The sequence below is a fragment of the Pseudomonas sp. ACN5 genome (assembly GCF_002303975.1).
GTDB classification, from domain to species: domain Bacteria; phylum Pseudomonadota; class Gammaproteobacteria; order Pseudomonadales; family Pseudomonadaceae; genus Aquipseudomonas; species Aquipseudomonas laurylsulfatiphila.
The window spans coordinates 70,588-85,049 of record NZ_MRCP01000016.1; the positions used below are offsets into that span (position 1 = coordinate 70,588).

At 59.1% G+C, this 14,462-nt stretch carries 14 protein-coding genes; 4 read left to right on the top strand and 10 right to left on the bottom strand.

Annotated features, from left to right (window positions below):
* Positions 1-9 precede the first annotated feature (9 nt).
* Entirely contained in the window at positions 10-741 is a 732-nt protein-coding gene (locus tag BSF40_RS25405) for a TetR/AcrR family transcriptional regulator (protein ID WP_095967309.1), read from the bottom strand.
* Between the two features lie 183 nt (positions 742-924).
* Here BSF40_RS25405 and BSF40_RS25410 point away from each other — a divergent pair, with 183 nt between their 5' ends.
* Positions 925-2,556: an ATP-dependent acyl-CoA ligase gene (locus tag BSF40_RS25410; RefSeq protein ID WP_095967310.1), complete on the top strand. Its 1,632-nt coding sequence runs from the start codon at positions 925-927 to the stop codon at positions 2,554-2,556.
* 186 nt (positions 2,557-2,742) lie between these two features.
* Here the strand turns inward: BSF40_RS25410 and BSF40_RS25415 are convergent, their stop codons facing one another.
* Entirely contained in the window at positions 2,743-3,543 is an 801-nt protein-coding gene (locus BSF40_RS25415; RefSeq protein WP_095967311.1) for an SDR family NAD(P)-dependent oxidoreductase, read from the bottom strand.
* A 102-nt stretch (positions 3,544-3,645) separates the two neighbouring features.
* On the opposite strand from BSF40_RS25415, the gene BSF40_RS25420 reads away from it, so the two are divergent.
* Entirely contained in the window at positions 3,646-4,386 is a 741-nt protein-coding gene (locus BSF40_RS25420) for a DUF2889 domain-containing protein (RefSeq protein ID WP_095967312.1), read from the top strand.
* An 83-nt stretch (positions 4,387-4,469) separates the two neighbouring features.
* Here the strand turns inward: BSF40_RS25420 and BSF40_RS25425 are convergent, their stop codons facing one another.
* From BSF40_RS25425 to BSF40_RS25440, 4 genes are all read right to left on the bottom strand, one after another.
* Positions 4,470-5,045 (bottom strand): aromatic-ring-hydroxylating dioxygenase subunit beta, encoded by a 576-nt coding sequence (locus tag BSF40_RS25425; protein WP_095967313.1) that lies wholly within the window; start codon positions 5,043-5,045, stop codon positions 4,470-4,472.
* Positions 5,046-5,127: 82 nt separating this feature from the next.
* A complete protein-coding gene (locus tag BSF40_RS25430; protein WP_095967314.1) occupies positions 5,128-6,528 on the bottom strand; it encodes a Rieske 2Fe-2S domain-containing protein in 1,401 nt (466 codons plus the stop codon).
* Between the two features lie 121 nt (positions 6,529-6,649).
* Positions 6,650-7,648, bottom strand: coding sequence for a fumarylacetoacetate hydrolase family protein (locus BSF40_RS25435; protein ID WP_095967315.1), 999 nt, complete (start codon positions 7,646-7,648; stop codon positions 6,650-6,652).
* Positions 7,645-8,346 (bottom strand): SDR family NAD(P)-dependent oxidoreductase, encoded by a 702-nt coding sequence (locus BSF40_RS25440; protein WP_095967371.1) that lies wholly within the window; start codon positions 8,344-8,346, stop codon positions 7,645-7,647. Before BSF40_RS25440 ends, BSF40_RS25435 begins: the two co-directional genes overlap by 4 nt.
* Positions 8,347-8,485: 139 nt before the next feature.
* Between BSF40_RS25440 and BSF40_RS25445 the strand changes: the two genes are divergently transcribed.
* Together BSF40_RS25445 and BSF40_RS25450 are read left to right on the top strand one after the other, a co-directional pair.
* A complete protein-coding gene (locus BSF40_RS25445) occupies positions 8,486-8,884 on the top strand; it encodes a Zn-ribbon domain-containing OB-fold protein (protein ID WP_095967372.1) in 399 nt (132 codons plus the stop codon).
* Positions 8,884-10,074, top strand: coding sequence for a thiolase family protein (locus BSF40_RS25450; protein ID WP_095967316.1), 1,191 nt, complete (start codon positions 8,884-8,886; stop codon positions 10,072-10,074). The genes BSF40_RS25445 and BSF40_RS25450 overlap by 1 nt, the downstream gene beginning before the upstream one ends.
* Before the next feature lie 9 nt (positions 10,075-10,083).
* Here BSF40_RS25450 and BSF40_RS25455 read toward each other — a convergent pair whose 3' ends face one another.
* The 4 genes from BSF40_RS25455 to BSF40_RS25470 form a co-directional block, all read right to left on the bottom strand.
* The gene (locus BSF40_RS25455; protein ID WP_095967317.1) at positions 10,084-10,869 is read right to left on the bottom strand and encodes an IclR family transcriptional regulator; all 786 of its coding nucleotides are present in this window, start codon (positions 10,867-10,869) and stop codon (positions 10,084-10,086) included.
* A gap of 88 nt (positions 10,870-10,957) precedes the next feature.
* A complete protein-coding gene (locus tag BSF40_RS25460; RefSeq protein ID WP_095967318.1) occupies positions 10,958-12,544 on the bottom strand; it encodes an MFS transporter in 1,587 nt (528 codons plus the stop codon).
* A gap of 38 nt (positions 12,545-12,582) precedes the next feature.
* Positions 12,583-13,467 (bottom strand): fumarylacetoacetate hydrolase family protein, encoded by an 885-nt coding sequence (locus BSF40_RS25465; RefSeq protein WP_095967319.1) that lies wholly within the window; start codon positions 13,465-13,467, stop codon positions 12,583-12,585.
* A 1-nt stretch (position 13,468) separates the two neighbouring features.
* Complete coding sequence (locus BSF40_RS25470) at positions 13,469-14,419, bottom strand: VOC family protein (protein WP_095967320.1); 951 nt, start codon at positions 14,417-14,419, stop codon at positions 13,469-13,471.
* Positions 14,420-14,462 lie beyond the last annotated feature (43 nt).

Consider the following 14,462-nt stretch of genomic DNA (forward strand, 5'->3'; position numbering starts at 1 on the left):
TTTTGAAGGTCAGCGTCGAGTGCGTGACGTTGAACCCATGATCAGCGCACCGAGGAGCTTTTTCACCCGCACCGGGAACAAGCGACGACCCGCCGCCTCCGGCACCAGGATTTCACTCAACACGTAACGAATGATCATTTCGCAGATCAGCTCCCGATCAAGGCGTACGCCGAGGCGATCGTCCCAATCGTCGAAAACGATCCCCAGGCCGTCCTGAAAACGCACGATCGAATCGTGGAAGATCCGCCGGAAAAAACCCAGCGCATAGTCAGGGGCGACGACCAGCAAGCGTCGCGCACGACTTTGCTCGAGATAGTTGTCGAGGTAGGCAAACAGCGCATTGAGGCGCGCTTCCGGGTCACTGATATGGCCCAGCTCCTGCGACAGGGAGCTGTGGAAACTTTCGCGTTTATGCCGCGAAAAGGTGTCCAGAAGGTCTTCTTGCGAAGCGAAGTAGCGGTAAAACGTGCCGCGCGAAACGCCAGCGACCTGGCACACATCCAGGATCGAAATGCGGTCTGCACCCGACATCAATACCACCTCTTCGGTGGCCTTCAGGATATTGGCGATGGTTTCTTCGGAACGTCGGTTGGGTTTGACCTTGGCGCCTGCGACTGCTTTGGGGCCGGTGCGTCGTTCCACTGACTTACCCGCTTCTGCACCCGCGTCCGGCACCACGTTTTTTTTCGTTTTAGGGGCTGGCATTGGCGCTTCAGCTTTCTGGGATGCGGCTTTTGGCATGGGTTAATGGGCTCATTGAGAGTAAAGATAAGCAACACTAGCACAGGATCTGTGCATAAATAACGTTATATGTTCAACTTATCCCTAAAGACATTTGCAAAATTTCTATTTAGAATCCAATTCTCTCTTCAAAATAAAATCAGGCGCACCAACAGCTGTTGGTCCCTAAAACGGAGAATATTCATGGGCAGCAGCGGCAATCCAGAGACCTGGGCAGTGGGAGAACGAGACACTGTCATCGAAGCGCTAGATCGTGCGGTAGCAAGGCATCCAGACAAAATATTGCTAGATTTCAGTGGCGAGTTATACACATACGCTCAGGTTGACTCACTCTCGACCAAAATGGCCAACGCCCTTGCCACCCTCGGCGTCAAGGCCGGTGAAACCGTGCTGACCATGCTCGATAACAATATCGATGCCGTCACCACCTGGCTGGCGATCAACAAGCTCTGCGCAGTGAGTGTGCCGATCAATACCGCCCTGAAAGGTGAGTTCCTGCGTCACCAGATCGCCGACACCGGTACTTCGGTGGTGATCTGCGAGTCGGCTTACCTGCCACGCGTGAGCTCGTTGGCTGAGCAGTTACAGGATGTGCACCATATTCTTTATCGCGGCACACCTGAAACCTTGGCCGATTGCCGGATTCGCGTGGCGCCACTGGATGAATTCCGGGGTCATGACACCACGCCACTCCCCAATAAACCGCAGCCTTCGGATCTCGCCTGCCTGATTTACACCTCAGGCACCACAGGCCCTTCCAAGGGCTGCATGATCAGCTACAACTTCATGTGCAACCTTGCGCGCCTGCAGCTGCGTGCCGGCCCGGCCAGCGCCGATGACGTCACCATCACGCCATTACCGTTGTTCCACATGAACGCGCTTTGCGTATCCATCATAGCCAGCATTCTGGTGGGTGCCCGGGCCGCTATTCTTCCGCGCTTTTCTGTTTCCAACTTCTGGCAGGAAGTGGAGCGTTCGGGCGCCACCATCGCATCGATTCTGGGCGGCATGGGTGGCCTGCTCGCCCAGGCTCCGGATAACGAAGCCATGTTGCGTTGTGTCGGGCAGATCCATACCGCGCGCGGTAACCCCTACACTGAAGAAACCAAAAAAATCTGGCGTGAGCGTTTCGGCACTAAGCTGGTGGGCGGCAACGGCTATGGGCTGACCGAGGCCTGCGTTATTACCTCGCTGGCCGCCGGTGAATACGCGGCACCGGGTTCCTCGGGCAAACGCATCGCGGACTTTGATGTACGCATTGTCGACGACCTCGATCAAGAAGTAGCACCCAACAGTGCCGGCGAAATCGTGGTACGCCCGCTGCGCCCGGACATCATGTTCCAAGGCTATTGGCGCCGGCCGGAAGACACCCAGAAACTGATGCGCAACATGTGGTTCCACACCGGCGACATCGGCAAGTTCGACGACGACGGGTTCTTCTATTTCGTCGATCGCAAGAAGGACTACCTGCGCCGCCGCGGTGAAAACATCTCCAGCTTTGAAATGGAAGCCGCGTTCGCTGTTCACCCGGCGCTGGCCGAAGTGGCGGTGCATGCCGTGCCATCGGACAAAGGCGAGGACGATGTGAAGGTCACGGCGGTACTGCATGAGGGCGCGACACTTGCGCCAGAGGAACTGTTCCAATGGGCCACCGATTCGGTCCCGTACTATGCCCTGCCCCGCTACATCGAGTTTCGCAGCAGTTTGCCGAAAAACCCGCAGGGTCGGGTGTTGAAATACCTGCTGCGCGATGAAGGTAAAACCCAGACCACCTGGGATCTGGAAACCACCTCTATCGTGGTCTCCAAAAAGTAATCGCCCCTCCAACGAAACAAGCCCGCTTAAAGCGGGCTTTCTTGTTTCCAAGGTCTGACTGACCTGCCTTTTTGTAGGAGCGAGCCTGCTCGCGATGAACTCAAGGACAACGCGTTCAACCAGAGCCTACGCGTTATCGTTGACGCCCATCGCGAGCAGGCTCGCTCCTACATTGAACGGGGCGAATCAATACTCGCGAACGGGAACGCCTTTCGGACGGGAGTTGTAACCAGGCAGGTGCAGGCCCCCGTCAACGTGGATCGTCTCGCCCGTGATGAAACGCGACATCTCGGACGCCAGGAACACCACCACCGGCCCGATATCCGCTTCGGGTTCGCCGCAGCGACCCAACGGGCGCATCGAAGCGGACATTTCCGCAAAACCCGGGTTTTCTGCAGCAAGCTTGTGGAAGGTCGCGCCCATTGCGGTCGGCGCAATGGCATTGGTGCGAATGTTGAAGCGTCCCCACTCGGAGGCAGCGCTACGAGTCAGCCCGACAATCGCCGATTTCGCCGTGTTGTAGTCGCCATGCAGCCAGGCGCCGATCTCGATATCGATGGAGTAGAAGTTGATGATCTTGCCACCGCCACGCGCTTTCATATGCGGCAGTGCAGCTTTCATCGCCCACCAGGCAGCCCACACGGTGGAGCCCAAGGTTTGCTCCAGCATAGCATCGGTTTTTTCTTCCAGTAGCACATTGGGCGTCGGGGCGAAGGCGTTGTTGACCAGGATGTCCAGGCCACCAAATTGATCCACGGCCAATTGCACCGCCGCTTCGATGTCCGCCTTGTTGCACACGTCGGTCTTGATGAATACAGCCTTGCCACCCAGGGCTTTCAATTCAGCGACAACGGCTTCTCCGCTGACCACGTCCAGTTCGGCAACCACCACGGCTGCGCCTTCCTTGGCAAAGTTCAACGCAATGCCGCGTCCAATGCCGCCTCCGGCGCCAGTGATCAACGCAACCTGTTCGTTTAACAGTGCCATAGCCACCCCTTTTTCTTGTTTTTTAGTAAACATTATTGGATATAGTGTTCAAATATACCCGATTCTTACCGCCTGAACAGCACTGAAACAAGGATATTGAGGATGAGTGTATTTCGCCGCCGCGTGGAGATTATGGCCACCCGTGCCAGTGATGCAGGTGAAGTCCGCGCGGCCCTAGAAGATGACTTTCACCACTTCCGTGTATGGGTTCGCCATCGCGCAGGCGTGGTGAGTGCCATCGGCGGTGAAGCGCTGCGTCATCCCTACTCCCTGTGTCCGCAAGCCTGTGATCAATTACAGCAGTTGCTGGGCATGAAGCTGAACCGTGTTGCCCATTCAGTCACCCGGCAAACCGATGCCAGTCATCAATGCACGCACTTGCTCGACCTCGCGGGCCTCGCCATCGCCGCTGCAGCGCGAGACACCCGCCAGCGTCGCTACGACATTGAAGTGGCCCAGCGCATCGACAATCACACACGTGCCATCTTGCTCCGCGATCACGACGAATTACTGAGCTGGGCGGTCAACGGCACCCGGCTCGAAGGGCCACCGCCCTACACGGGCATCAACCTTCGCGAAGGCATGGCGCGCTGGGCCTTGAGTACCCTGACTGAGGAAATGGCCGAAGCCGCGCTGTTGCTCCGCCGTTGCACGCTGATTTCGATGGGACGCGCCTACAACCTCGACGAACAGGTCCACGCGATGAGCACGGGCCTGTGCTACAGCCAACAATCGGAACGTGCCGAACAGGCACTAAGAATGAAGGGTTCGACCCTGGACTTCAGCGACAAACCGCTGCAACTGTGTGCCCAGGATCAAGAGTGGCTAAGACAGCACGATTAGTCGCGCTACCCCTTGTTCAAGAGCAGCGCGGCCAGTGCCCGCATGCACGGCGATCGGGGTTTAAACCCGAGCGCCGATGCAAACTAGAGAAAGACGGCCAGATTGGGAGTGCCCAGTACAGCCTGATCAAGGATGACCTCGCGTCGTGCCAGCTTGAACCCCGTCTCACCGAGACGCAGCACATCACGTCGCTCACCGCTGATGATATCGACATGGTGATCGTTGAAACGGCTGCGGGTCAGCAGCAGATAACTGGTCACCACAAACTCATCGCGCTTGTCGGTTTCTTCGACAAACACGTTGGTCACCAGACGCCGGGTACGCGAGGGAGGATCTTCCGCCCAGGCGCTTTTGCCGGACAGGCGCAAAATGCGCCCCATGATCGAACGGTAGTCATCATGGTAGTGCTGAACACTGCGCACAATGGTGGTTCTCAGCTCGGACGCCACGCGAGTCTGGCGTAGCGGTACGGTGTACACCAGGTCGGTGTCCAGACGTTCGGCCCACTCTTGCAGGCGAATCTGGTCGAGCAGCGTGGCTTCCTCGTAGAGAAAGGTCACCACGTCGTTGTAGATCGGCGAGCCCACCGGCACCCGTTTGGTACCGACTGGAGAACCCGGCTGGATATCCTCCACACCGCGTTGTTGAACCTGAGCCATGAGTCATTTCCTCACTTTTATTCTTGTTAATGCTGCGATTGCGGCCTGCGAGGACCGCAATCGAACCAGGGCCAACGGGCGATTATTGCTCGTTCGGTGCGGTCATCAGCTCGTGCCAGTACAACCACCAGTGCCACTGGGTATCGTCCTTGGTGAAACCTTCGTTGACGATACCGGGGCCAGGCCAGCCCTCAGGGGCGCCGGTTTCAAAGCAGGCCTGGTATTTCAGCGTGCTCTTGCGGCCCATCGCGCCTTTGGCGGCCAGGGTCATGTGCGGCCAGGTATCGGAGTCATCCTGCTCGACCATGCCGGAGGTGCCGAACAACTGGATGGTCTGCTTGAGCATCTTGTCGCGCAGTTCAGGGGACGCGTCTTTCTCGGCAAACACCCAGTTGACGAACTCCAGCTTGTCGGGACCACGCGGCACGTAGGCGTGCAGGGTCATCGAGCCGACGACGCTGCCGTCCGGCTGCGGGATGTAGACAAAGCCAAAGAGAATGTTGGGGAACATCCCGCCGACTTGTGGCGGCATGCTGGTCAGCACTTTCAACTGATCTTCAGTCAGGTTGCGCGCCAATTGCTCCACCATGTCGGCGGTCATGCCGGCCGGAGGCAATGCCTCGAGCTTCTGTTGAACTGTCAGCTCCGCCGGGTCGAGGCCGGTCAAACGCTTGATCTTGCGGGCCAGGTCAATGCAGCGCAGCGCATGGCCGTGGGGCGAGCTGATTTCGACGCCGATCATTTCCGGGCTGAGATCAGCGGTTTCGCCCTCGCCTTTCTTCGCGTAGTTGCCCACTTCGCCCAGCCAGCGGTGCAAGGTCAGGGTGTGGAAACCGTCGGCCGCCGATTGCTCGCCAGCGGTTTTCCAGTTGGCATTGACGATAAAACGTTGCGGCGGACCGAGCACTTCCATGCCCTTGTCGGAACGACAGAACAGCATGTCGTAGTACCATTTGGCATCGCCGAGAAACTCTTCAAATGACGGGCCATCAACGTTCCAGGTGGCGAATACCAGGCCGCCATACAGGGTGACGCGTGCCTTTTTCAGGCCCAGCTCCGATTTGGGCAGCATCTTGCCATGCATGCACTCGCGCTCAACCGGCGAGCCGATGAAGTCACCATTGGGACGGAAGGCCCAGCCGTGATAGATGCATTTGTGAATTTGCGTATTACCGCAATCGGCGGTGCTGATGCGCATGCCCCGGTGCGGGCAGACGTTGAGGTTTACGAATACCTCACCTTCTTTGCCGCGGGCAACAATGACCGAGTCGGACCCCATGTCACGGACCATGAAATCGCCGGAGTTCGGGATTTCCGATTCGTGCCCCAGGAGCACCCAGATCTTGCCGAAGATCTTTTCCATCTCCAGGTCGTAGATTTCGTGGTCAGACAACACACGCATCTGCACTTCCCGGCTGGAGGTATAGATGAGATCTGAAACTTTGGTTCCATCAGACAATACGGGGCTTGTTCTTGTTCGCATGATTGCCTCCTGATCAGAGCGTCACAACGGTAGTCGCGACGAAATATAAGACACTTTTCGTGTTTCTGTACATAGAATTCACCATAAGATGTAAGCAAATCCTTCCGTCATGGACTGACCCTCAGCCCTTGGCCGGCGCCGTGCCCACTTGCGTGCGCAGCACACCGATGCCATCGATCTCCAGCTCAACCACATCGCCGGGTTTCAAGTAACGCAGTTGTTCCAGCCCACAGCCGTTACCCACCGTGCCTGAGCCCAGGAATTCACCGGGGTACAAGGTTTCCGAACGGGAAACATGGGCAATGACGTCTTCAAAGCTCCAACGCATGTCACGGGTGTTACCGCGCCCCCATTCTTCTCCGTTGACCCGGGCAATCATGTTCAGGTCATAGGGGTCCCCCAGCTCATCAGCGGTGACCAGGCAAGGGCCCATGATGTTGGCGGTATCGAAATCCTTGCTCTTGGCCGGGCCGAGCATGCCGGGCATTTCCAGGGCCTGGGCGTCGCGGGCACTCATGTCGTTGAAGATGGTGTAACCGACGATATGGGCACGGGCGGCCTCGCGACTGATGTCCTTGCCACGCTTGCCGATGTAGCAACCGAACTCCAGTTCGAAGTCCATCGCCCGACTGAAACTCGGCCACTGGAACTCATCGTCGATGCCAATCACGGCAAAGCGGTTGCCTTTGTAATAGATGGGTTGCTTATTGAAGGTGTCGATCACCCTGTCGTCGGCGCGAGTGTTCATCGCCTTCAAGGTGGCTTCCGGGTCTTCGGTGCGCAATGCACGCGCACGGCGGGCCGCCGCGAAGCTTTGGCGCAGGTGAAGTTCGAAACAGGAACAGTCGCGCATTTGCGGCGGGGGCTGAATCGGTGCTCGCAGTTTCACACTGGAACGCTCCAGCACCGCCGCCGATGGCGCCTTGGCCACCAGCGAACGCGCCAGTTCCAGCGCCGGTTCACCGGCTTCCACCAGGGCCAGAATGCTGCTCAACGCCACACTGTCGCGGCTTTCCAGCAAGCGATAGGCAGTTTGCAGGTCCAGGACTTGCTGATCCTGGTTCAACAGTGCACCCGCTCGATCAAAACCGTCGGCGTCGGTATAGGTCACCAGTCTCATACGCGGCCACTCACTGGTAGCAACGCGCCGGTCACGGCGGCGGCGTCGTCCGACAGCAAGAACGCAACCACGGCCGCCAGTGCCTGCGGCGTTACCCATCGGCTACTGTCGGCATCGGGCATGTCGGCGCGGTTGGCCGGGGTGTCGATAATGCTTGGCAACACGGCATTGACCGTGACGCCACGATCCTTCAGCTCTTCGGCCAATGCCTCGGTCAAGCGGGCAACACCGGCCTTGGAGGCCGCATAGGCGCCCATCCCCGTTGCCGCCTTGACAGAGGCCAGCGCGCCGATATTGACGATGCGTCCCGCCTTGGAAGCCAGTAATTGCGGCAGCGCCGACTGTGAACTGACCACGGCGGTGCGTACGTTCATCTGGTAAAGGCGATCCCAGGTCTCCAGGGTGCCACCTTCAACGGTTTCCCAGGCAAAGCCGCCCGCCACGTTGACCAAACCATCAATACCGCCCAATTGCGCCGCGACCTGAGCAAATGCCGCGCTGGCCGACTCGGTGGACGTCAGGTCGACACCGCCCAGACACAACAGATTCTCCGTATCGAGCAAGGAAGCCGGGACCTCGGCGCGATCCAGCAAGGCCACCCGGGCGCCGCATGCCAGCAGGCATTTACCAAGGGTACTGCCGAGGGCACCAAAGCCACCGGTGACGACTACCCTCTTGTCCAGCAATAACTGGGACATCATGAAATCCTCTTGTTGTTGTTTTGCGGCGCGAACGGTCGATCCGTGCCTTTGTCGGGGTAAATATATGACACTTTTTTAAAATATGTACAAATGATACCGTATGACCTCAAGTCAAACATTCACCTGCGGACCGCTGATGCCTAGAAAACTTCCTGCACTCAACGCCGACAACCGCGCCTTCTGGCAGGGTGGCGAACAGGGCGAATTGCTCATTCATCGCTGCGCGGCCTGCAGCCGGTATTTCCATCCGCCCGCCCCGCTGTGCCCGCATTGCGCCAGCTTCGAGGTGGCGCCGAAGGCGGTGTCGGGCAAGGGCAAAGTGCTCAGCTACACCATCAACTACCAGGCCTGGAACCCCGCCCTTGAGGTGCCCTATGTGGTCGCGATCATCGAGCTGGTGGAACAACCCGGCTTGCAATTCGTGAGCAACGTGGTGGGGATGCCGGTCGAGGATGTGCACATCGACATGCCGGTACGGGTCAGCTTCCTCAATGTCGAGGATGTCTGGTTGCCTCTGTTCGAGAAGGATCAGTGATGTTCGATCATCGTTATGAAAAAGACGTCGCCATCACCGGCATCGGCCAATCGGAAATCGGACGACCGTCAAGCAAATCCGCCATGCGCCTGACCCTCGATGCCTGCCTCGAAGCCATTGCTGACGCCGGCCTGCAGCGCAGCGACATCGACGGCGTGGCTTGCTGGCCGGGCGATAACAACAATGGCGACCCGTTTTCGCCGGTCGGCCCCAGCGCCCTGAAAAGCGCACTGGGGCTCAACGTCAACTGGTTCGGTGGCGGATATGAAGGGCCCGGCCCGCTCACCGGTGTGATCAACGGTGCCATGGCGATTGCAGCGGGCCTGTGCAAACACGTACTGGTGTTTCGCACCATCACCGAAGCGTCAGCCCGGATGGTCAACAAACAGGCGAGCGCCTTGACCAACAAAACCAAGGGGCGCGACAGCAGCTACGCCTGGCAGTGGTTCACGCCCTTCAATGTGCTGTCGGCGACCAATCTGATGGCGCTGTATGCCCAACGTCACTTCCATGAATACGGCACTCGCCCGGAGCAGCTGGCACAAATCGCCCTGACGTGTCGCCAGAACGCCATGCGCAACCCCAAGGCGGTGTTTCGCACGCCGATGAGCATGGACGATTACATGGCCTCGCGGGTGATCTCTTCGCCTTTGCGTCTGTTCGACTGCGACGTGCATTGCGATGGCTCCACCGCGATTGTGCTGTCGCGCCGTGATATCGCTCAGGACCTGCCGAACAAACCCATCCGCATCGAGGCGATGGGCGCAGCGTTGAATCAGCCGTGGTCATGGGACCAGATCTCGCTGACCAAAATGGCGGCTTTCGACGTCGGCCAGATGATGTGGGCGCGCACCGACTACAGCCCGCAGGACGTCGGCTCCGCGCAGTTGTATGACGGCTTTTCGATTCTGACCATGATCTGGCTGGAAGCCCTGGGCTTATGCCCTACCGGGGGCAGCGGCGCCTTCGTTGAAGGCGGTACCCGCATCGCACTTGATGGCAGCCTGCCGCTCAATACCAACGGCGGTCAGCTTTCGGGTGGTCGAACCCATGGGCTGGGTTATGTGCATGAGGCTTGCTTGCAACTGTGGGGGCGTGCCGAAGGCCGGCAAACCCGTGAACACAGCGTCAGTACGGTGGCAGCCGGTGGCGGCCCGCTGGGTGGCAGCCTGCTGCTGGTGCGCGAGTAACGCAGCGTCTCAGTAGAGAACGCCGGCCACTTCGTTACAGAACTCGATCAGTGCCTTGCCCAGGTCGGCAAGGCCCTCTTCATCCCGTTGTCCACGGAACATCACCGCTGACACCGTGAAGTCGATGCTGTTGCTCGGCGAGTAGACCGGCGCGGCAATGGCCAGGATCCCTCCGGAAAAATGCCCGTCGTCTAGCGCCCAACCGCGCTCGGCCGCTTGCCTCACCTCTTCGCGGTAGACTTCCAGTGGTAAAGGCTGGGCCCAGCGAATCGTGTCGAAACTGCTCTGCACTTCCGGGTCGTCGAGGTCGATCTGAGTCGCGAACAAGCGCCCACTGGCCCCCATCAGAATCGGCAAGCGCTGACCTTCGGCCATATCGATACGCACATCGGTCGGGCTGGCAGCGGAGGCGACTATGACAATCCGGTCGGGGCTCATTTTTCGCCACAGGGTAATAGTCACGCGCTGGCGTGCAGCCAGGTTTTGCAACAAGGGTTTGGCCATTTGCACGCGGTGCCCTTGGGTCACCACCTGTTCGACAAGTCGTGCCAGGCCCAAGCCAACCGAATAGCGTTTGGACAATGCGCTGAAGTCGACGACGTCCTCCTGTACGAGTGTGCGCAGGATATTGAAGCAGGTGCTGGGGTTGATTTTCAGCTGACGTGCGATGTCCACCGAGCGTTCCGGTGTCCCCACCTGACTGAGGTAGCGCAGGATGCGTATGGCGTTGGAAACGGGCTTGACGAGGGTGGCGCCGGCCGATTTGGTGGTGTCGTTGAGGTCAGTGAAGTCCATGCCCGATCCAGTAACTTTGAGGTGCCAGCATTCTAACCTGAGAATGAACGGCAACGTAAAAGTTTTAACTGGGAATAATTCGAACGAATTAGTGAGTTTGTTTCTCCAGCGGCTGATAAATCAGCCGGCGGGTCTGCAGGTCTTCGCGACGAAAACGCTCAAGCAGGCATTCCTGGGAATGGTCTGCCTGGGTCACCCGCACTTGCTGGCGCAGGTAATCCAGCCATGACTCGACAATGAAACGCTCGCTGAAAAGCTGCGGGTCCGCCATGTCGCGGTACAGGCGCCAGTTCTGCGCGCCGTTGCGCCGCCGCGCCTTGCCTACGGCGTACACGACTTTCAGGAAATCGTCACGGTCAGGCGGGCTTACCTGATACACGATCTCGACCGAAACCGGTCCTTCGGAATGACACACCGGGCTGCCCAGTTGCGGATTGTCGGCCACCTGCACTTCGGCAAAATCCGCTTCCTGCCCCAGTTCGATCCGGCCATTACGCGTCAGCAAGATCCCGGCCAACAATAACAGTGTCGCCAGAAGCAGGCTTTCACTGACGCCCAACGCCTGTGCCAGCGCGCCCCATAGCGCGCCGCCCGCTGCCATGGCCCCCATCAGGATCAATACGTAGACCGACGCCACTCGTGCCCGCACCCAGTTGGCGGCGTACGTTTGCACCACAGTGGAAATGGTCGCGTTGACCGCCATCCAGCCAAACCCTGCCAGCAACATCATCACGCAGACCCCATAGCGATTACGCGAAAGCGCAGCGGTCAGGCTGGCGGCCGCAAAAGCAACGGCGCCGCAGATCAGTAAATGACGCATGCTCACCGAGCGATACAAACGCGGCAAGATCAATGCGGCCAGCACGGCACCCGCCCCCAGAAATGCCATGAGCAAACCGTAGCCGCCCGCTTCCATGCCCAATTGCTGCTTGGCCACCAATGGCATCAAGGCCCACAAGGCACTGGCGCTGCTGGTGAACACCAAGACCTGCTTGAGCGCGTTGAACAGCACCGCTGAATGCCGGATATAGCGCAGGCCACTGCGCATGCCGCCGGTCAGGGTTTCCGGCGGCAAGCCCACGGCCGGCGGATTTGGCGTAAGCCTGAACAGGAAGAGCAATACGGCGAGCAAGCACAGCGCGATCACCAGGAATACCGAGGCGGTGCTCCACCAGGCAATCAGGGCACCCGCGAGCGCCGGCCCCAAGGCGCGAGTTGCATTGATGGCGATACCGTTCAATGACACCGCTGCCGGCACCTGATCCCGTGAAATCACGCTGACCATGGTCACCATCCACGCCGACATCCCCAAGGCACTGCCGGTGCCCAGCACAAAGGTAAACGCCAGCAATCCCCAGGTTTCCAGATGCGCGCTATACGCCAGTGCACAAAGCACCAGCGCGGCGAACAGCATCATGCACTGCGTAATGATCAGCCACCGACGACGCTCGACCCGATCGGCTATCACGCCGCCGGGGAAAGCAAACAGGAACACCGGCACGGTCACGGCGGTTTGCACCAGAGAGACCATGGCCGCTGATGGAGTCAGCGTGGTCATGATCCACGCTGCAGCGACCGTCTGCATCCAGATCGCCATATTGACCACTGCGCCTGCCAGCCATAAGCCGCGGAACGCCTTGTTGCGAAATGGCGCCCACGCCGATCCCTCGCTCATCATCACTCCTCAGCGTTTCAGTCGGTTGAAATCAGTGGTTAGTTTTCCAGCGGCTGGCCCAACCGCCCTGCGGCACGCGCCGGGTTGAGCTGACGTGGCAGCGCAATGGTATTGCGCAGTCGACCGATGCCTTGAATCTCAGCCTCGACTCGATCCCCAGGTTGCAAAAAGCGCCCGCTTTCCAGGCCCACACCGTGGGTGGAACCGGTAAACACCAGATCACCGGGACGCAGGCTGATGCGTGCATCCAGATAATTGAGCAACTCATCCAGACCGAAAATCATCTGGCGGGTATTGTCCTGCTGACGTAATTCATCATTGACGCTCAGGTGCATATCCAGTGCCGGCTGCCCCGCTACGTCCAACTCATCCGCCGTCACGATCCACGGGCCCACCGGGGTGGTGCGGTCCATGGCTTTTTGGGTCAACAGGTCCAGGCGTCCAATCTGTTTACCGGCGTCGCGCGCACTGATGTCATTGCCCACCGTGTACCCCAGCAGACAATCGCTGGCGTTAGGCTCTGCGAGCAATGGCCGACCGACCACGGCCACCAGCTCCACTTCGTAATCAAGCTGACGGGTCAATGGCGGAAACTCGATCTCGTCCTCTGCACCGACCAGCGCAGATTCAGGCTTGATGTAAGCCAGTGGATGCGCTGGCACATCGCTGCCCAGGCGCTTGAGATGACTGAGGTAATTGAGCCCCACGCCAAACACCCTGGCACCCGGCTCCAGCGGCGCAAGCAGCCGTGCCGCGGACAGCGGCAACCACTCGTCGTCCAGATCAAGCACGTCCACCACCAGCCGCGTGCCCAGCCCGGCCCAGTGTGCGAACGGCGCATTGATCCGGCGCAGGCGATCAGTTTGCGCGTCGAGTAACGCCCAAAACGCCTGCCCCGTCACCTCGACCCGTGCCAGGCGCATGTCAGTGCTTGGCCAGGTAGATGGGCAGGTACTCAGGGTCGAGCACTTCTTCCGGTGTTTTGACACTGGTACCGAGAATCGGGCCCACCATTTCGTGCCCCCATAGGCTGAGTTTCTCCGGGTTCAACTCGTAGGGGTCGCCCTGCCACGGCTCAATTTCAGCAATGGTCTCGAAGGCAAATCCGGACGGGTTGAAATGGTAGAAGGACAGGTGCGGGTCCTGGGCATGCTGACCGAGGGTCATCATCATCGGCAGTTGGCGCTGACGCACAATGTCGTAGGTTTCACCGACGTCGCGCACATTGCGCACAAACAGTCCGACATGCTGCACGCCCATGCGGCCCGGGCCGTGACCATAGGCAATGTCATGACTGGTGTGATGGTTGAGCTTTGAGCGGAAGAAACCGGTGCGACCCTTGCCTGCGCCAGCGCCATACCAGCTGAAGCCCATGACATTGAGCAGGAAGTCTTCCAGTTCCGGGGTGTAGTCCGGGGTAATCAGCACCACGTGGCCGGCGCCACGTTCATCGGCGAGAAAACCACTGTGCGGGCGACCGGGCTGGAAGGAACGCGGCAACCACTTTTGCCCGTAGAACAATTCGTGCTGGTAGCCCACCGGATCGCGAAAACGTACCAACTCGCGCACACCACGCTTTTCACACAATTGCGCGTCGCCACGGGTGTATTCAACATTGGCCGCCGCCAGCTTCTTGATACCGTCCTCGAAGGCCATGCGCCCTACTGCTTCCCAGCCAATGTAGGCAATTCTGTCCACTTTGCCTGGATGGAACGCAAAACGATGGCGGCGATCGTCGATTCTGAAGTACAGCGACTCAGGGTCACTTTCAGGGTTCTTGCCAATGCCGAAGCCCATCACCTGCGGGCCATACTCACGCCACGCGTCGAGGTTGGGGGTCTCGAACCCCATGTAACCGATACCAATGATGTCCACGTAATTTCACCTTGTTATTGTTCGAGATGAAAAGGTGCCAATG

What these genes read in the sequence shown, in the direction of transcription:
- BSF40_RS25465 (WP_095967319.1), bottom strand. Translation starts at nt 13,467, where the DNA reads ATGCGCCTGGCACGGGTCGAGGTGACGGGGCAGGCGTTTTGGGCGTTA.
- BSF40_RS25410 (WP_095967310.1), top strand. Translation starts at nt 925, where the DNA reads ATGGGCAGCAGCGGCAATCCAGAGACCTGGGCAGTGGGAGAACGAGAC.
- BSF40_RS25450 (WP_095967316.1), top strand. Translation starts at nt 8,884, where the DNA reads ATGTTCGATCATCGTTATGAAAAAGACGTCGCCATCACCGGCATCGGC.
- BSF40_RS25435 (WP_095967315.1), bottom strand. Translation starts at nt 7,648, where the DNA reads ATGAGACTGGTGACCTATACCGACGCCGACGGTTTTGATCGAGCGGGT.
- BSF40_RS25440 (WP_095967371.1), bottom strand. Translation starts at nt 8,346, where the DNA reads ATGTCCCAGTTATTGCTGGACAAGAGGGTAGTCGTCACCGGTGGCTTT.
- BSF40_RS25405 (WP_095967309.1), bottom strand. Translation starts at nt 741, where the DNA reads ATGCCAAAAGCCGCATCCCAGAAAGCTGAAGCGCCAATGCCAGCCCCT.
- BSF40_RS25460 (WP_095967318.1), bottom strand. Translation starts at nt 12,544, where the DNA reads ATGAGCGAGGGATCGGCGTGGGCGCCATTTCGCAACAAGGCGTTCCGC.
- BSF40_RS25430 (WP_095967314.1), bottom strand. Translation starts at nt 6,528, where the DNA reads ATGCGAACAAGAACAAGCCCCGTATTGTCTGATGGAACCAAAGTTTCA.
- BSF40_RS25425 (WP_095967313.1), bottom strand. Translation starts at nt 5,045, where the DNA reads ATGGCTCAGGTTCAACAACGCGGTGTGGAGGATATCCAGCCGGGTTCT.
- BSF40_RS25420 (WP_095967312.1), top strand. Translation starts at nt 3,646, where the DNA reads ATGAGTGTATTTCGCCGCCGCGTGGAGATTATGGCCACCCGTGCCAGT.
- BSF40_RS25445 (WP_095967372.1), top strand. Translation starts at nt 8,486, where the DNA reads ATGCCTAGAAAACTTCCTGCACTCAACGCCGACAACCGCGCCTTCTGG.
- BSF40_RS25415 (WP_095967311.1), bottom strand. Translation starts at nt 3,543, where the DNA reads ATGGCACTGTTAAACGAACAGGTTGCGTTGATCACTGGCGCCGGAGGC.
- BSF40_RS25455 (WP_095967317.1), bottom strand. Translation starts at nt 10,869, where the DNA reads ATGGACTTCACTGACCTCAACGACACCACCAAATCGGCCGGCGCCACC.